Below are 16,277 nucleotides of genomic sequence, written 5' to 3' on the forward strand. Positions count from 1 at the left end.
GATCAGGTCACGGCTGACCGGGTGGCATAGGCGGGATCGTCCCAGAGCCGCTCGGTCATCACCTTGGCGATGACGCCGGCTGCGACGTCGATATCCTCTTCCGAAAGGTAGAGCGGCGTGATCCCGAAGCGCATGATGTCCGGCGCCCTGAAATCGCCCACGACGCCATGCGCGATCAGGGCCTGCATCGCCGCATAGCCATGCTCGAACCGAAATGACACTTGGCTGCCCCTTGCTTCCGGATCGCGCGGAGAGACGAGGGCGATGTCCGGGCATGCGCTCTCAACGGCCGCGATGAAGCGCTCCGACAGCACGATCGAACGCGCGCGCAACTCGCTCACGTCGACCTCGTCCCAGATATCGAGCGCAGCTTCCAGCGCCGCCATCTGAAGGATAGGCGGCGTTCCGACGCGCATCCGCTCCGCTCCGGCCGCGGGCCGGTACCCCGGCTCGAAGGCGAACGGCTCCGCGTGGCCGAGCCACCCTTGCAGGATCGTTCGGGCCGTGTCGGCATGGCGCGGGGCGACATAGGCAAATCCCGGCGCGCCCGGCCCGCCATTGAGGTACTTGTAGGTGCAGCCGCAGGCGAAATCGGCGCCGGCGCCGGCAAGCTCGACCGGAAGCGCCCCGGCCGAATGCGCCAGATCCCAGACCGTCAGCGCGCCGGCCTCGTGTGCGGCGCGGGTCAGGGCGGCCATGTCGTGCTTGCGACCCGTTCGGTAATCCACCTCGGTCAGCATCAGAACCGCCACATCGGGCCCGATCCGCCCGGCGATCTCCTCGGGTTCGACGACGACGAGCTGGACGTCCCCAAGCGCTTCGGCGAGACCGTCCGCCATGTAGAGATCAGACGGAAAGTTCCCGCTGTCGGACAGGACCACCTTGCGCTCCGGCCGCATCGCGAGAGCCGCTGCGACGAGCTGGAAGACCTTCACCGACAGCGTGTCGCCGACGGAGACGGAGCCCGGCTCCGCACCGATCAGGCGCCCGATCCGGTCCCCGAGCGCCATCGGCTGACCGATCCAGCCGGCCCGATTCCAGCCGGCAATCGCCAGTCGCCCCCATTCGAGCTCCATCGTCGTCCCGACGCGCGCCGCCGCGCCGCGGGGCAGGGGGCCGAGCGAATTCCCGTCGAGATAGACGAGTCCGTCCGGCAAGATAAATCGCTCTTTCATCATGAGCGCAGGGCCCCCGTTCGCTTGGGTTCGTAAAAGTTCGGCCTGACATGTAGAGCCGCGCCCCGGACGTCCGGAGCGCGGCAGGATCATCATGCGGCAGGGATCAGAAGCCGGCCTTGATCCGCTCGAAGGCCTCGTTCTGCTTTTGGCGCAGCTCCTGACTCATCGGGAGCTGCGCGAGGACCGGCGCGTCGATCTCCTCGAGGCCGGACGCGGCAAGCTCCTCCTGGGACTTTTCGGACATCGCCGCCTGGTTCGCCTGACCGTAGCCTTCGGTCAGAAGGGCGTCGGTCGAGGTGGGCGCCAGCATCGCGTTTATGAAGTCGTAGGCCTTGTCTTCGACGCCTTCGCCACTGGCAAGGTTCACGTAGCCGCAGAGCCAGAGGGAAGAGCCTTCCTCAGCGGTCCGCTGGAAGCCGGCGGGGAAGTCAATCTCGGTGAGCGTCGGGTAGGTTTCGTTCCAGGCCCAGGCGACCTGCACTTCACCGGTAGAGACCAGCTGCGCCAGTTCCGCCGGATCCTGCCAGTAGGTGCGCAGGTTCGGGTGGACCTGCCGAAGCCAGTCGGTCGCGGCCTCGAACTCCGCATCGTCCACATCGCCCCAATCGGTCACGCCGGTGGCGAGGTAGGCAAGCGCATAGGCGTCGTCGACGTTGTCGGGCAGCGTCATGCGGCCGGCATAGGCGGGGTCGAGGAACACGTCGAGGGAGGCGACGTCCTCGGCGGGCACGTCGTCCTCGTTATAGATGATCGCGGTGGAGCCGAAATCGGTCGGGACGAAGTAGACGTCCTCGGCGCCGGTGGTCACGTCCTGACCGGTCAGCTCAGGGTTCAGGTCCTCCCAGGCGTCGATCTTGGAGGTGTCCCACGGCTCGAGAAGGCCGCTCTCCTGCCATTTCGTCACCGATCCGGCGCAGACGTGAGAGACGTCTGCGCGGAAGCCGCTCTGCAGCTTCTGGAAGGCTTCGTCCTCGTCACCGAAGAAGGCGAAGGTCGGGCTGGCGCCGTTGGCCTCGATGTAATCGGGATGGAAACCGGGATCCTCGAAGCCTGAATAATCGAAGACGAGAAGGTCGGAATCCTGCGCGAGGGCCGGGCCGGCGGCGAGGGCGGCAAGAGCGGCGCCGGCCAGCAGGCGGGCCGTACGGGTCGGGTTGGACATGGAATGTCTCCTCCGGGTCATGTGTTTCATCGTTTCGGACGGTAGCAGCCGGCGAGCCGCTCGCAAGTCATTTAACCTTCCCGATGCGCAACCCGGTCCGCTCCGGCAAGGCGGCGCAACTTTTTCGAAACCACGACGAAACTTTTCCGCATGCCCGTCCGTGAATTCCATCGTCCGGTCCGGGGAACACCCGGGTCGCGATGCGTCACGAGTGAGGGGCGGAGGTGGCCTCCCCCAACGGGTCGCCCTCGTGCAATCCCCGCCCACCAGTTTCGGGCGGGGACCCTCACCGTCGCGTCTCCTTCCCAGCTCGGTCCCGGTCGCGGACATGATTTTTCTCGCAATCGTGCGCCAATGGTGCAGGATGAGGCGAGGGAGGCGTCGCATGGAACTCACGGACAGCCGCAGGATAGAGGCACCCCCGCAGGACGTGTGGGACGCGCTTCTGGACAAGGACGTGCTCAAGGCCTGCGTGCCCGGGTGCCAGGAGATGGAGGGCTCGCCCGAGGACGGCTTCGACGCCAAGGTCGTTCAGAAGGTCGGCCCCGTGAAGGCCACGTTCGCCGGCCGCGTCACGCTGGAGGACCGCGTACCACCGGAAACCCTGACGATCTCTGGCGAGGGCAAGGGCGGCGCTGCCGGTTTTGCCAAGGGCGGCGCAAAGGTCCGGTTGGAGCCGCTGGACGGCGGCGACGCGACGCAGCTTCACTATGATGTCGAGGCGCGCGTCGGCGGCAAACTGGCCCAGCTCGGCAGTCGCATCATCGACGGATTCGCAAAGAAGATGGCGGACCAGTTCTTCACCCGTTTCGAAGAGGTGGTCACCGGGACGGACGAGGCAGCCGAGGCCACCCCGCGGGACGACGCGGGCAGCGAGGCGCCGCCGGGCGGGACCGCGGCCGCCCAGGACGAACGGGCGCGATGACGGGACGGGCAGAGCAGCGGGATCTGACGAGCGAGCGGAATTGACGGGCCGTCCCCGACGCGGGCGGTCGGAGAGCAACCGGGAGGGACGCCATCCGATGACCAAGGTGACAATGAACGTGAATGGCAGGAGCCGCAGCGGCGAGGTCGAGGGCCGGACCCTGCTCGTCCAGTTCCTGCGGGAGACGCTGAGCCTGACGGGAACGCATGTGGGGTGCGACACGTCCCAATGCGGCGCCTGTGTCGTGCAGGTGGACGGGCAGGCGGTGAAGTCCTGCACGATGCTCGCGCTGGAGGCGGATGGCGCGGAGGTCACCACGATCGAGGGCATGGCCAACGCGGATGGCTCCCTCGGCGTGATCCAGCAGGCGTTCCAGGACTACCACGGCCTTCAATGCGGTTTCTGCACGCCCGGCATGGTGATGTCCGCCAAGGCGCTTCTGGCCGAAAATCCGGCGCCCTCGGAGGAGGAGGTCCGGGAGTATCTGGAAGGCAATATCTGCCGCTGTACCGGCTACCACAATATCGTCAAGGCGATCATGGCGGCGTCCGGGCAGCAGGTGGAGCCGGTCGCGGCGGAGTGAGACGCGAGGACTGATGGGCGGGGCGCCTGGAGGAGGGCGCCCGGCCTCGATGCAGCACGGCGTCCGCCCTGGTGAGGAGGCAGGCCGCCGGACTTTGAGGGAGGAGTTCCATGCCCAAGGACGGAGGCATCGGCGCCAGCACAAAGCGGCGCGAGGACGTTCGGTTCCTGACCGGAACCGGCCGTTACACCGACGACATCAACCTGCCAGGACAAGCCTACGTGCATTTCGTCAGATCGGACGTCGCGCATGGGCGGATCAGGTCCATCGACCCGAGCACTGCCGAAGGCATGCCCGGGGTCCTCAAGGTCTTCACGTCGAAGGATTTCGAGGCCGCGGGCGGCATTCCCTGCGGCTGGCAGATCACCAGCCGTGACGGCAGCGTCATGCAGGAGCCGAAGCATCCGATCCTTGCCGAGGGGGTGGTGCGGCATGTGGGCGATCCGATTGCGGCGATCGTCGCGGACAGCCATGATCAGGCCCGCGATGCCGCCGAGGCCCTCGAAATCGACATCGAGGAACTGCCGGCGGTGATGAACATGCGGGACGCGCTGAAGGATGGCGCGACGCAGGTCCACGACACGCTCGACGGCAACCTGTGCTTCGACTGGGGGTTCGTCGAGGAGAACTGCGAAGCGGTCGACAAGGCGATCAGCGAAGCGGCCCACGTCACGACGCTCGAGCTCGTCAACAATCGCCTGATCGCCAACCCGATGGAGCCGCGGGTGGCCATCGGCGCCTACGACATGGCCGCCGACAGCCATACGCTCTACACCACGTCGCAGAACCCGCACGTCATCCGCCTCCTGATGGGGGCGTTCGTTCTGAACATCCCGGAGCACAAACTCCGCGTCGTCGCGCCGGACGTGGGCGGGGGCTTCGGCTCCAAGATCTATCATTACGCTGAGGAAGCCTTCTGCACTTACGCCGCCAAGGTCCTGAGACGGCCCGTGAAATGGACGTCGAGCCGGTCCGAGGCGTTCATGTCGGACGCGCATGGCCGGGACCACGTCACGAAGATCGAGTTGGCGCTCGATGCGGAGCACAACTTCACCGCTTTGCGCACCCAGACCCACGCCAACATGGGCGCGTACCTGTCGACCTTCGCGCCGGCCGTGCCGACCTGGCTCCACGGCACGCTCATGGCGGGGAACTACAAGACGCCGCTGGTCTACGTGAACGTGAAGGCGGTCTTTACCAATACCGTCCCGGTGGATGCCTATCGCGGCGCGGGACGCCCCGAGGCCACGTTCCAGCTCGAGCGCGTGGTGGACAAGGCCGCGCGAGAGCTCGGGATCGATCCTGCGGAGCTTCGGCGCAAGAACTTCATCACCGAGTTTCCCTATGCCACGCCGGTCGCCGTCGAGTACGACACGGGCGATTACAACGCGACCCTGGACAAGGTGCTGGAAATCTCTGACTGGGCCGGCTTCGATGCTCGCCTCGAGGAGAGCCGCGCGCAGGGCAAGCTGCGCGGCATCGGACTTGCGCATTACATCGAGGCCTGCGGCATCGCGCCGTCCAACCTCGTCGGCCAGCTCGGCGCGCGGGCCGGCCTCTTCGAGAGCGCCACGGTCCGGGTGAACGCCACCGGCGGCATCACGGTGATGACCGGCAGCCATTCCCACGGACAGGGCCATGCCACCACCTTCGCCCAGGTCGTGGCCGACATGATCGGGATCGATGCAAGCCAGGTCGAGATCAGCCACGGCGATACCGCGAACACACCCATGGGCATGGGCACCTACGGCTCGCGCTCCATCGCCGTCGGCGGCTCCGCCATGGTCAAGGCGACGGAGAAGATCATCGCAAAGGCCAGAAAGATCGCCGCCCACATGCTGGAGGCGTCCGCCGACGATATCGAGCTGAAGGACGGCGCCTTCACCGTGGCCGGGACTGACAAGTCGCTGAACTGGGGGGACGTGACCCTCGCTGCCTACGTTCCCCACAATTATCCGCTGGACGAGATCGAACCGGGGCTTGAGGAGACCGCGTTCTACGATCCGGCCAACTTCACCTTCCCCTCCGGCGCCTATGTCTGCGAGGTGGAAATCGATCCCGAAACCGGCAAGGTGGAGGTGCAGGGCTTTGCGGCTGCCGATGATTTCGGGAATGTTATCAATCCGATGATCGTCGAAGGTCAAGTGCAGGGCGGGCTGGCGCAGGGCATCGGGCAGGCGCTTCTGGAAGCCTGTGCCTATGATGCCGACGGGCAGCTGCTGTCGGCGTCCTACATGGATTACGCCATGCCTCGGGCCTACGATTTCCCCATGTTCAAGGTGGACTCCTCGTGTCAGACGCCCTGCACGCACAATCCTCTTGGTGTGAAGGGCTGCGGAGAGGCCGGGGCGATCGGCTCGCCGCCGGCGGTGGTCAACGCGGTGATCGACGCGCTTCACCGCGCCGGTCACAAGATCCCGCATATCGACATGCCGATGACGCCGAACCGCGTCTGGTCAGCGATCTATGGCGGAGCCGGACCGGACAAGGACGGCGAGACGATGGAAGAACGGTCAGTCGGCGCTTGAGGAATTTCGGGAGATAACAACGATGTATGACTTCGAGTTCATGAAGCCCACCTCGCTGGACGAGGCCGTGGCTGCGCTCGCCGAAGAAGACGCCCAGCTTCTCGCCGGTGGACAGACCCTCCTGCCGACGATGAAGCAACGTCTCGCTATGCCCTCCAGGCTCGTGAGCTTGAACGATATTCCGGGCTTTGCTCACGTGACGGCCGATGGCGACGCGCTCACGATCGGAGGCGGCACCACGCACCGCCAGGTCTCAGAGGAGGCCGAAAGCGCCTTTCCGGGTCTCGCATCGCTTGCCGGCCGTATCGGAGACCCGGCGGTGCGCAATCGCGGCACCATCGGCGGAAGCCTCGCCAACAATGACCCCGCCGCCTGCTATCCCGCCGCAGTCCTCGCGACTGGAGCAATGGTCATCACGAACCGGAGGGAGATCGCGGCGGACGATTATTTCCAGGGCATGTTCACGACGGCGCTCGATGAGGGGGAAATCGTCACGGCCGTACGTTTTCCCGTTCCCGAGGCCTCCCGCTACGAGAAGTTTGCCCAGCCTGCGAGCCGCTTTCCGATGGTCGCGTGTTTCGTCGCAAAGATGAAAGGGGACGTGCGCGTCGCCGTCACCGGTGCTTCGGAAGAAGGTGTCTTCCGGTGGAGCGAGGCTGAGGAAGCGCTGACGGCCACGTTCTCGGCGGACGCGCTGGACGGTCTAGCCCATCCTGCGAACGGCATGATTTCGGACATCCACGGATCGGGCGAGTACCGCGCGCATCTGATCGGCGTAATGACCAAACGCGCCGTCCTGCATCTGACGTGATCGAGGTGGGGCGGACTTTTCTACCGCCGCGCTGACCGATGCAAAGGAGCTGGAGCGGGTGAAGGGAATCGAACCCTCGTCGTAAGCTTGGGAAGCTTCTGCTCTGCCATTGAGCTACACCCGCTGAGCGACGCGAGATGTAGCTAGCGCACCCGGTTCGGTCAAGCCGGGATCATGGCCTTCCAAAAAAGAACCGGGCCGCGATGCGAGGACATCGCGACCCGGTCTCGACGCCGACCCTCAAGCCGGCGTCGATCTCAAGCGTGGGTTCACTCCGGAAGGAGAACCCCGTCCACCACATGGATGACACCGTTGGACTGCATCACGTCCCCGGTGCTGATGAGGTAGTTGTTGCCGCTCTCGTCGAAGGCGTAGAGCTGGCCGTCCCGCTCTCCGACCGACAGCGCATCGCCCGACACGGTGGTCAGGTGCGCAAAGCCGTCGGAGCCGAACTCGTCCCGCAGGGCCTGCGTGGTGAGGTTGCCCGGGACGACATGCGCGGTGAGGATACCGGCAAGCTGCTCACGGTTTTCGTCCATCATCAGCGTCTCGACTGTGCCATCCGGCAGGGCCGCGAAGGCCTCGTCGGTCGGCGCGAACACGGTGAACGGACCCTCGCCCTGAAGCGTCTCGACAAGGTTCGCCTGCTGAACGGCCGCCACGAGGGTGGTGTGGATCGGCGAGTTCACCGCGTTCTCGACGATGTTCATGTCCGCCATCATGGGCGCGCCGCCGACGGTGGGATTGTCGGAGGCCATGGCCTCGCCGGACATGTCGTTGCCGCTGTCCATTTCCCCGGATGCCGTGTCGCTGGCGAGCTGGAAATCTTCCTCGGCGGGAAGGAGGACCGTGTCGATCACGTGGATGACACCGTTCGACTGGCGGACATCGGCCGTGGTGACGGTCGCGACCTGACCGCGCTCGTCGGTCAGCGTGATTTCATCGCCATCCATCTCGGCGGTCAACGTGCAGCCTCCCAGCGTCTCGACCGGGTGCGCACCGCCATCGTCGGCGATCATGCCGCCGATCGCGTCGGACATCGCGTTGGCCGCGACGACGTGGCATGTCAGAACCTGTTGCAGCGTCTCGAGATTCTCGGGGAGCAGAAGGGCGTCAACCGTGCCCGCGGGAAGCGCGGCGAAGGCCTCGTCCGTGGGGGCGAAGACGGTGAACGGGCCCTCGCCCTGGAGCGTATCCGCGAGACCGGCGGCCTGAACCGCGGCGACGAGGGTTGTGTGGATCGGCGAGTTCATCGCGTTCTCGACGATGTTCATGTCCGCCATCATCTCGGCGCCGCCGACGGTCGGGTTGGACATGCTGTCCTGCGCGATCGCCGGAGTGACGAGGGCGGTGGCGCCCATCAGTGCGACGATAGCGGTGGTTTTGCGAAAACCGGTCATTGATCGTTCCTCCCAGTGATGAGGCCCCGTTGTTCGGGGCCGATCTGCTGGAAGTTACGGAGACCGGGCTCTTCGAGTTGCGGAGATTTACATCACGGCAGCGTGATGCAAAATAGCGCGTTGATTATGTGCAAATAAATGGTGAACGATCCTACGTCCGGCGTCTGCGCCGTCGCCCTCCGCCGCCGTCTTCGCCCGATCCACGCGTGTTGTAGCTGACGTCCGGCAGCGGCACTTCGGCGCGGAGGAGGGGAAAAGGATCGACGGCATGAGGCATCGCGTTCGCGGCAACGAAATGCTCCTGGAAGCGCGGCTCGATCGCGGTTTCGACCTTCGTGATCTGTCGGACCTGCGCCTCGACCTGTCTGCGTGCGGCCTTGTTCAGAAGGGCAATGCGGGCGCCGGTGCCGGCGGCATTGCCGGCGCTGGTCACGTCGTTCAGAGCGACATCGGGGATCATTCCGAGGACCATGGCATGCTTCGGCGAAATATGCGCCCCGAACGCCCCAGCGAGGACGACCCGCTCAACCCGGTCGACACCCATCTCGTCCATAAGGAGGCGCGCACCCGCGTAGAGAGCGGACTTGGCAAGCTGGATGGCGCGGATGTCCCCTTGCGTGACGGAGATCAGCGGGCCGCCATTCTCCCTGCCGTCGTGGATCACGTAGGAATGGGTCCGGCCCTCGGGGACGCAACGGGGCGTGCCGGTCTGCTCAGGGGATCCGATGAGGCCGGCGCTGTCCACGATGCCGGCCATGCGCATTTCGGCCACGGCCTCGATGATGCCGGAGCCGCAGATGCCGGTGATGGCGCCGGCATCCTCGGAAAAGCCTGGCTCGTCCGACCATACCTCCGAGCCGATGACCCTGAAGCGGGGCTCCTTGGTTTCCGGATCGATCCGGATGCGCTCGATGGCGCCCGGAGCGGCGCGCTGGCCGGAGCTGATCTGGGCCCCCTCGAAGGCCGGTCCGGTCGGCGAAGAGCATGCGAGCACGCGGGAGGTGTCCCCCAGGAGGATTTCCGCATTCGTGCCCACGTCCACGATGAGCGTCAGGCGCTCCTGTGCGCCGGGCTCTTCGGACAGCGCCACCGCCGCGGCATCGGCGCCGACATGGCCTGCGATGCAGGGCAGGATATAGGCCTGCGCCTGCGGGTGAAGTCCCGCCACCAGCGCTCCGGCCGGGAGATGGGTCGCGTCCGAGGTCGCAAGCGCAAAGGGCGCCTGGCCCAGTTCGACCGGATCGATCCCGAGGAGGAGATGGTGCATCACGGGATTGCAGACGAAGACCGTCTCGACGATCTCGCTCGCCTGCGCGCCGGCCTCACCCGCGATCTCGGCGGCCAACACCTCCAGCGCGTCCCGCACCGAGGCGGTCATCTCTGCGGCGCCGGTCTCGTTCATCATCGAGTAGGAGACCCGGCTCATCAGGTCCTCGCCGAACCGGATCTGCGGGTTCATCACTCCGGCGGACGCGACGACCTCTCCGGTCACGAGGTCGCAGAGATGGCCCGCGATCGTGGTCGAACCAAGATCGACCGCGAGTCCCAGGAGCCGCGGTTCGGCGTAGCCCGGCCAGATGTCGAGGATGGACGGCGTCGCGCCCGAAGCGCCCTGATGAACGAGGCAGGTGATCTGCCCGCTGCCCTTGCGCAATACACCCTGGAGGCGGGTGAGAACGGGCAGGGGCATCGAGGCGTTCTCGACCCCCCAGGCCATTCGAAGCGCCTCCTGCAGCCGTTGAAGATCGCCGCGGGGCTCGTGCATGTCCGCCTCGTCGACCTCGACGAGATAGAGCCGGACGGCCGGGTCCATGTCGATCAGGCGCTGTGCGGCATCCTTGCGGACGACCTGCTTGTGAACCTGGCTCTCGGGAGGCACGTCGATCAGCGCATCCGCCAGGATCCGGGCCTGACAGCCGAGGCGTCGGCCCGGCTTCAGGCCGCGCTTCTCCTCGTAGCGGGCCTCGACCTTGTTCCACTCCGAAAGCGCCTCTGGACCGGTCGTCACGCCGTGCTTGGGGAAGGCACCGACGGCTGGAGCCACCTGGCACTTCGAACAGATCCCGCGCCCACCGCAGACGGAATCGAGATCGACGCCGAGCTTCCGGGCCGCCTGGAGGACTGTCGTTCCAGGCGCGACGCGACCGCGGCGGCCGGACGGCGTGAAGATGACGAGGGGATCATCGTTCATGACGCTACCTTCCCCGGGGCCGGACATGGGCCTTGCAGCCTGGGAAGGCGGCATGTTGCATGCGCCCTGTTATGCGACCCGCGGGCAAACATTCGGTTAACCCCGCCGGCGTCTCCGGCCTCCACGGCCGCTGCCGGCATCCTGCGCCGCCTTGGACGCTTCGGCGAAGCTCGCGCCCTCCTTCATGCCATCGAGCACGCGGGAGAAGCCGATCCAGGTTGCGCCGTTCGCATCGTGGTTCATCAGGAAGTTCGCCGCGCGGATCGCTTCCATCTCGCCGGGACGGACGGGGTTCATGATCGCACTCGTCATGCCCGACGCGATCGCCATGGGCAGGAAGGCCGCGTTGATACCGTGACGGTTTGGCAATCCGAACGAGACATTGGAGGCGCCGCAGGTCGTGTTGACGCCGAGCTCGTCCTTCAGACGTCTCACCAGTGTGAAGACCTGCCGTCCCGCAGTCGCCATGGCGCCGACCGGCATCAGCAGCGGATCGACCACGATGTCGGCGGCCGGAATGCCGAAATCCGCCGCGCGCTCGACGATCTTCTTGGCGACTGCGAACCGCACGTCGGGATCCTCGCTGATCCCGGTATCGTCGTTGGAGATCGCGACGACGGGCACGTTGTACTTCTTCACCAGCGGCAGGACGAGTTCGAGGCGATCCTCCTCGCCTGTCACGGAGTTCACGAGCGGACGGCCCTTGGCCACCTCCAGACCCGCTTCGAGCGCACCGGGCACCGAGCTGTCGATGCAGAGCGGCGTGTCGACGAGGCCCTGCACCAGTTCGATCATCTGGCGCATGAGGGGCGGTTCGGTCTCGTTCGGGTTGGGATTGGAGTTGTAGACGACCCCCGCATTCACATCGAGAACCATCGCCCCGCACGCGGCCTGCTCGATGGCGTCGCGCTCGACGGTGCTGAAATCACCCGCCTCGAGTTCGGCCGCGAGCTTCTTGCGCCCCGTGGGGTTGATCCGCTCGCCGATCACGCAGAACGGCTCGTCGAAGCCGATGGTGACCGTTCTGGATGCACTCTCGACGGTGGTTCTCGTCATGCTCTTGCTCCTTCGAGGCGGAGGAGAAACGGCTCCAGCGCCGGGTCGGTGAAATCCTTGATGGTGGCCTCTGCTCCCGCCGCAAGCAGGGTGGCGTCGTCGAGTGACGAGCGCACTCCGATAGCGGTCAGCCCGGCGGACGCCGCGGCCCTGAGGCCGCTCTCGCTGTCCTCGAACGCCAGCGCGCTCGCCGTCGAGGAGCCGGTGAGTTCCATGGCGCGCAGGTAGGGATCGGGATGCGGCTTGGCCCGCGCCTGCTCGTCGCCGATCAGGAGCGGTCCGAGACGTCCGGTCAAGCCGATTGCCTCGAGCATCGCCTCGGCATTGGCCCGCGGTGCGTTCGTGACGACGGCCATCGCCCAGTCCTCGGCCTCCGCCCGCTCCACCAGCTCGTGAAGGCCCGGCATCGCACCGACTTCGTCCAGCCGGGCGCGAACGCGGGCCTCCTTCTCGTCCGCGAGTGCAGCGGGATCGCGATCCGGGAAGTGCTTGCCGAAGATGTCCGCGTTCAGCCAGCCGTGCAGGTCCGTGTAGTAGAACGCATCGTCGATCTCCTTGCCGAGCTCGGCGAAGAGATCCTTGAAGACCGCAGCGTGCAGCGGATCGGTCTCGAGAAGAGTGCCGTCGAGATCGAACAGGAGGGCTGGCGTCGAAGCTGCGGTCACGTCTCAGCCACGGCCCGTCGCGTGGCGGCGCTCGGCGCGGTGCCCGTGCTCCGCGGCCCAGGATGTCGTCTTGTCGATCCCGCCAAGGGGGAAGAGATGCAGGCGTTCGACCGCGAAATCGGGATCCGCCGCGCGGGCGCGGGCGAGGTCGGCGACGAGGGTGGTTGGCTCGAATGGCATGACCAGCTTCGTGACGTCTTTCGCGCGGCGCTGCAAGACCCGCAGCGAGGGACCGACGCCGCAGGCCACGGCAAACTTGATCATGGTCTGGAGCTTTGCGGGCCCGGCAATGCCGAGATGGACGGGCAGGGTGATGCCCTCGGCGCGCAGGCGGCGGGACCAGGCGACGATGGGGGCGGCCTCGAAGGCGAACTGCGTCGCGATGGCCATGTCGATCCCGCGTTCGGCGGCGAAGGCCTGCTTCTGCCGCAGCGCCTCCATCGCGATCAGGTCGCCGCCGTTGCCGTCGATATCCTTGTTTCCCTCGGGGTGGCCGGCGATGTGAAGGCGGCGCGCACCGTCGAAAAGGCCGGTCTCCAGCATCTCCGTCACCGATCCGAACGGGCCGTGCGGTGTCGTGACGCCGCCGCCAAGAACGAGAAAACTGTCGATCCCCGCCTCGCCTTGATAGCGCGCGAGCCAGTCCGCCAGTTCGGCATGGCTCCCGGCGACGCGGGCCGGGATGTGCGGCATCACCTCGAACCCTTCGGAGACGAGGCGGCGGGCGGTTGCGACCATGTCCTCGATCGGGGTGCCGTCGATATGCGCGATGTAGACCCGGGTTCCGGCCGGAAGGAGCGCCGCGAAATCCTCGACCTTCGCTGCCGTGCGCGGCATCACCTCGATCGAGAAGCCGTCCAGAAGATCAGCAGTGCTCGCCTCGCCGGGGCGCAGGGCGGAGCGGCGGGGCTTGGCGAAGGGCAGGAGGGACATGGGCGGCTCCAGGATGGCGTGGATGGTCGAAAGGTCCGTCAGGTCGTCCGTGGGTCGGCGTGCCCGTCATTCGCGATCAGGCGTTTCAGGAAATCCGTATCGTATTCCGCATCGATCCGCGCCGCCTCGCTCGCGGCGGCCTCATCGGGAGCGCCCTCGCGCTCGCCGGACGGCACCTTGCGCCATTCGGCAAGGTAGGCGTCGTCATCCTTCGCGCCGACCTTCATGGCGCAGCGGTCGATCGCCTGTTCGAAGCGCTCGGGCAGGATCGCCTTCGACGCGCGCCGGCCCTTGCCGACGATCACCTGCGCCGGAATGTCCCGCCAGTACACGATGGTAAGCTCCGCCATGAGGCGCGTCCTTTCGATCTTCCATTCGGTTTATAGTGTAGCCGCCAACCGTTGATGGCGGATTTCGACACTGCGCACGACACGCGCGACATTGCGCCACGCCGCCGCGCGTCCTTCTAGACGGCCTCGCGCGATGGCGCCACACCGCGCGATCGCCGAAATCCTCATCGCTGTCGGGATGCGGGAACGGCATGACGTCGAGGCGCGCGCATGGCAAATGTTGCGCTTTCGTCCCGCCAGGCCTACTATCATATCAACCGATAGGAGGGCGTGATCATGACGCCCAGGCGTCCCACAGGCGCGGCGGCGTTCCCCATGACGGTCGAACCCCTCGCGCCGAGACCCCCCGATCCGGATGCGCCTTATGCTGCGCTGGATCTGGGGACCAATTCGTGCCGCATGCTCGTGGCTCAGCCCAAGGGCAGCCAGTTCCATGTGGTGGACAGTTTCTCGAAATCCGTGCAGCTCGGCTCGGGTCTCGAAAGCTACGGCCGGCTGAGCCGGGCCTCGATGGCCCGGACCATCCAGGCCCTGAAGATCTGCAAGTCCAAGTTCCAGAAGCACAACGTCCAGCGCATGCGGCTCGTTGCGACCGAGGCGTGCCGCCGCGCCCGCAACGGAGCGGAGTTCCTGAACGCCGTGCGTCGGGAGACGGGCCTCAGGCTCGACATCATCCAGCCCGAGGAGGAAGCGCGGCTCGCCGTGGTCTCCTGCGCGCCGCTCGTCTCGACCAAGACCGAGCAGCTCCTCGTCGTCGATATTGGCGGCGGCTCCACGGAGCTCGTCTGGATCGACCTGTCCCGCGTGCCGGCTCAGGAACGGCCGCGCGCCATCATGCGGCTGCACCGCGGCTTCTCCACCATGGACAGTCCGTTCCCGGCCGCGAAGGTGGTGGACTGGATCTCCGTCCCGCTCGGCGTCGCGACGCTGAAGGACCAGTTCCGCGACGTGGAGGACGATGCCGGCCGCTTCGCGCTGATGTCCTGCCATTTCGAGGAATGCCTCGCGGATTTCACGCCCTACCAGTCGGACCAGACGCGGGAGGGGTTCCAGATCATAGGCACCTCCGGGACGGTCACCACCGTCGCCGCCTCCCATCTCGGCCTCAAGCGCTACGACCGGACCAAGGTGGACGGACTGCGCATGACCTCGGACCAGATCGACCTGGTGATCCGTGACTACCTCTCGCTCGGCGAAGAGGGCCGGCGGGCGGACCCCCGGATCGGCCGGGACCGGCAGTCGCTCATCATGTCCGGCTCCGCGATCCTCCAGGCGCTGATGCGGGCCTGGCCGACGGATCGGCTTTCGGTCGCGGACCGGGGGCTGCGCGAGGGGCTGCTCTATGCCCAGATGTGCGCCGATGGCGTACTGGAGGACGGGCCCTACTGACGGACGGGTGGCGCACCGCGGCGCCCCGGTCTATGCGGGAGGCCGAACAGGATTGCGGCCGCGGCGGCGGCCCCCCAAGAGCGACAGGCGCGAGCGACTTTCATGGCTAAGACACCCGGAAACAGCGGACGCGGACAGCGCGATCTCAAGGTCAGGGTGAAGACCGCCCGCGGCAGGCGCTCGTCCTCGACCCGCTGGCTCGAGCGGCAACTGAACGATCCCTACGTGGCCCGCGCCAAACGGGAGGGCTACCGCGGCCGCGCCGCCTTCAAGCTGATCGAACTGGACGACCGCTTCGGCTTCCTCAAGCCGGGGACCCGCGTCATCGACCTCGGCTGCGCGCCGGGCGGCTGGTGCCAGGTCTCCGTCGAGCGCACGAACGCGCTCCGGAGCAACAGCAACAAGGCGCAGGGCTTCGTCGTCGGGCTCGACCTGCGGGAGATTGAGGCCGTGCCCGGCGCCGAGACCCACGTGCTCGACTTCCTCGACGAGGGAGCGGACGTGACCGCGAAGGACTGGCTCGGCGGTCCGGCGGACGTGGTCCTGTCGGACATGGCCGCGGCTTCGTCAGGTCACAAGCAGACCGACCACCTGCGCATCGTTGCCCTCTGCGAGGCGGCGGCCGAGTTCGCCTTCGACGTTCTGGAGCCGGGCGGGACCTTCGTCGCCAAGGTCCTGGCGGGCGGGGCAGAGGCCACGCTTCAGGCGGAACTGAAGAAGAGGTTCGAGAAGGTGGCGAACGTGAAGCCCCCGGCAAGCCGCTCGGATTCGTCGGAGAAGTACGTCGTGGCCACGGGGTTCAAGGGTCTCGCCCGCGCCTCGGACGACTGATCCGCGCGGTCACCGCGCGAGAATGGCGATGGTGGCCCAGAAGGCCACCGGCCCGGTTGCGCCCGCCCCGGCGAAGAGCGCCGTGAGGGCGGCCAGCAAGATGACAGCCGCTCCGATGAGGGCCATCTGCGCGCCCAGGGGTTCGCCGGAGATGCGCGCCTCGATCTGATCCGTGCCCAGATGCGCGAAGAGGATGCCCAGGATCGCGGAAACCGCGCGGCGGGTCATGATCGCCGGCAACACGGCGAGGAATGCGAACCGGTCCACCTTCATGT

Annotated in this window: 15 protein-coding genes, 1 tRNA gene and 1 pseudogene; 6 read left to right on the top strand and 11 right to left on the bottom strand. The window is 66.7% G+C overall.

Going from position 1 to position 16,277, the window contains the following annotated elements; genetic code table 11:
- Positions 1-2: 2 nt before the first annotated feature.
- Together kynU and RM543_RS14370 are read right to left on the bottom strand one after the other, a co-directional pair.
- Positions 3-1,178 (bottom strand): kynureninase, encoded by a 1,176-nt coding sequence (gene kynU / locus RM543_RS14365; protein WP_311692818.1) that lies wholly within the window; start codon positions 1,176-1,178, stop codon positions 3-5.
- A 103-nt stretch (positions 1,179-1,281) separates the two neighbouring features.
- A complete protein-coding gene (locus tag RM543_RS14370) occupies positions 1,282-2,340 on the bottom strand; it encodes an ABC transporter substrate-binding protein (protein ID WP_311692820.1) in 1,059 nt (352 codons plus the stop codon).
- Positions 2,341-2,725: 385 nt separating this feature from the next.
- Here RM543_RS14370 and RM543_RS14375 point away from each other — a divergent pair, with 385 nt between their 5' ends.
- From RM543_RS14375 to RM543_RS14390, 4 genes are all read left to right on the top strand, one after another.
- On the top strand, positions 2,726-3,265 hold the full coding sequence (locus RM543_RS14375) for an SRPBCC family protein (RefSeq protein ID WP_311692822.1): 540 nt from the start codon (positions 2,726-2,728) through the stop codon (positions 3,263-3,265).
- 97 nt (positions 3,266-3,362) lie between these two features.
- Complete coding sequence (locus RM543_RS14380) at positions 3,363-3,848, top strand: (2Fe-2S)-binding protein (RefSeq protein ID WP_311692823.1); 486 nt, start codon at positions 3,363-3,365, stop codon at positions 3,846-3,848.
- Positions 3,849-3,958: 110 nt separating this feature from the next.
- Positions 3,959-6,376 (top strand): xanthine dehydrogenase family protein molybdopterin-binding subunit, encoded by a 2,418-nt coding sequence (locus tag RM543_RS14385; protein ID WP_311692824.1) that lies wholly within the window; start codon positions 3,959-3,961, stop codon positions 6,374-6,376.
- Between the two features lie 22 nt (positions 6,377-6,398).
- Positions 6,399-7,187 carry an FAD binding domain-containing protein gene (locus RM543_RS14390; protein ID WP_311692825.1) on the top strand — a complete coding sequence of 263 codons (789 nt, stop codon included), beginning with the start codon at positions 6,399-6,401 and terminating at the stop codon, positions 7,185-7,187.
- Between the two features lie 50 nt (positions 7,188-7,237).
- Here the strand turns inward: RM543_RS14390 and RM543_RS14395 are convergent.
- The 8 genes and pseudogenes from RM543_RS14395 to RM543_RS14430 all read right to left on the bottom strand — a co-directional run bounded on the left by RM543_RS14395 (position 7,238) and on the right by RM543_RS14430 (position 13,782).
- Positions 7,238-7,311 (bottom strand) — tRNA-Gly (locus tag RM543_RS14395).
- 145 nt (positions 7,312-7,456) lie between these two features.
- Complete coding sequence (locus RM543_RS14400; protein WP_311693366.1) at positions 7,457-7,978, bottom strand: fasciclin domain-containing protein; 522 nt, start codon at positions 7,976-7,978, stop codon at positions 7,457-7,459.
- A 42-nt stretch (positions 7,979-8,020) separates the two neighbouring features.
- Positions 8,021-8,548, bottom strand: a pseudogene (locus RM543_RS14405) (fasciclin domain-containing protein); the annotation flags it as partial.
- 190 nt (positions 8,549-8,738) lie between these two features.
- Positions 8,739-10,778: an ASKHA domain-containing protein gene (locus RM543_RS14410; RefSeq protein ID WP_311692827.1), complete on the bottom strand. Its 2,040-nt coding sequence runs from the start codon at positions 10,776-10,778 to the stop codon at positions 8,739-8,741.
- Positions 10,779-10,874: 96 nt separating this feature from the next.
- Positions 10,875-11,834, bottom strand: coding sequence for a methyltetrahydrofolate cobalamin methyltransferase (locus RM543_RS14415; protein ID WP_311692829.1), 960 nt, complete (start codon positions 11,832-11,834; stop codon positions 10,875-10,877).
- Entirely contained in the window at positions 11,831-12,499 is a 669-nt protein-coding gene (locus RM543_RS14420; protein ID WP_311692831.1) for an HAD family hydrolase, read from the bottom strand. Before RM543_RS14420 ends, RM543_RS14415 begins: the two co-directional genes overlap by 4 nt.
- Positions 12,500-12,502: 3 nt before the next feature.
- Positions 12,503-13,432, bottom strand: coding sequence for a methylenetetrahydrofolate reductase (locus tag RM543_RS14425; RefSeq protein WP_311692833.1), 930 nt, complete (start codon positions 13,430-13,432; stop codon positions 12,503-12,505).
- Positions 13,433-13,470: 38 nt separating this feature from the next.
- Positions 13,471-13,782 carry a virulence factor gene (locus RM543_RS14430; RefSeq protein ID WP_311692835.1) on the bottom strand — a complete coding sequence of 104 codons (312 nt, stop codon included), beginning with the start codon at positions 13,780-13,782 and terminating at the stop codon, positions 13,471-13,473.
- Positions 13,783-14,058: 276 nt separating this feature from the next.
- On the opposite strand from RM543_RS14430, the gene RM543_RS14435 reads away from it, so the two are divergent.
- Together RM543_RS14435 and RM543_RS14440 are read left to right on the top strand one after the other, a co-directional pair.
- Positions 14,059-15,171 carry a Ppx/GppA phosphatase family protein gene (locus RM543_RS14435; protein ID WP_311692837.1) on the top strand — a complete coding sequence of 371 codons (1,113 nt, stop codon included), beginning with the start codon at positions 14,059-14,061 and terminating at the stop codon, positions 15,169-15,171.
- 102 nt (positions 15,172-15,273) lie between these two features.
- Positions 15,274-16,002, top strand: a complete 729-nt coding sequence (locus RM543_RS14440; RefSeq protein WP_311692839.1) for an RlmE family RNA methyltransferase — start codon at positions 15,274-15,276, stop codon at positions 16,000-16,002.
- Positions 16,003-16,011: 9 nt separating this feature from the next.
- On the opposite strand, the gene RM543_RS14445 is transcribed toward RM543_RS14440, so the two are convergent.
- On the bottom strand, positions 16,012-16,275 hold the full coding sequence (locus RM543_RS14445; protein ID WP_311692840.1) for a hypothetical protein: 264 nt from the start codon (positions 16,273-16,275) through the stop codon (positions 16,012-16,014).
- Positions 16,276-16,277 lie beyond the last annotated feature (2 nt).

The organism is Tropicimonas omnivorans, assembly GCF_031846565.1.
GTDB lineage: Bacteria > Pseudomonadota > Alphaproteobacteria > Rhodobacterales > Rhodobacteraceae > Tropicimonas_B > Tropicimonas_B omnivorans.

Coding starts and splice junctions, on each gene's coding strand:
- RM543_RS14445 (WP_311692840.1), bottom strand. CDS start 16,275: ATGAAGGTGGACCGGTTCGCATTCCTCGCCGTGTTGCCGGCGATCATG.
- RM543_RS14390 (WP_311692825.1), top strand. CDS start 6,399: ATGTATGACTTCGAGTTCATGAAGCCCACCTCGCTGGACGAGGCCGTG.
- RM543_RS14410 (WP_311692827.1), bottom strand. CDS start 10,778: ATGAACGATGATCCCCTCGTCATCTTCACGCCGTCCGGCCGCCGCGGT.
- RM543_RS14380 (WP_311692823.1), top strand. CDS start 3,363: ATGACCAAGGTGACAATGAACGTGAATGGCAGGAGCCGCAGCGGCGAG.
- RM543_RS14425 (WP_311692833.1), bottom strand. CDS start 13,432: ATGTCCCTCCTGCCCTTCGCCAAGCCCCGCCGCTCCGCCCTGCGCCCC.
- kynU (WP_311692818.1), bottom strand. CDS start 1,178: ATGATGAAAGAGCGATTTATCTTGCCGGACGGACTCGTCTATCTCGAC.
- RM543_RS14430 (WP_311692835.1), bottom strand. CDS start 13,782: ATGGCGGAGCTTACCATCGTGTACTGGCGGGACATTCCGGCGCAGGTG.
- RM543_RS14400 (WP_311693366.1), bottom strand. CDS start 7,978: ATGGACAGCGGCAACGACATGTCCGGCGAGGCCATGGCCTCCGACAAT.
- RM543_RS14415 (WP_311692829.1), bottom strand. CDS start 11,834: ATGACGAGAACCACCGTCGAGAGTGCATCCAGAACGGTCACCATCGGC.
- RM543_RS14375 (WP_311692822.1), top strand. CDS start 2,726: ATGGAACTCACGGACAGCCGCAGGATAGAGGCACCCCCGCAGGACGTG.
- RM543_RS14385 (WP_311692824.1), top strand. CDS start 3,959: ATGCCCAAGGACGGAGGCATCGGCGCCAGCACAAAGCGGCGCGAGGAC.
- RM543_RS14440 (WP_311692839.1), top strand. CDS start 15,274: ATGGCTAAGACACCCGGAAACAGCGGACGCGGACAGCGCGATCTCAAG.
- RM543_RS14435 (WP_311692837.1), top strand. CDS start 14,059: ATGACGCCCAGGCGTCCCACAGGCGCGGCGGCGTTCCCCATGACGGTC.
- RM543_RS14370 (WP_311692820.1), bottom strand. CDS start 2,340: ATGTCCAACCCGACCCGTACGGCCCGCCTGCTGGCCGGCGCCGCTCTT.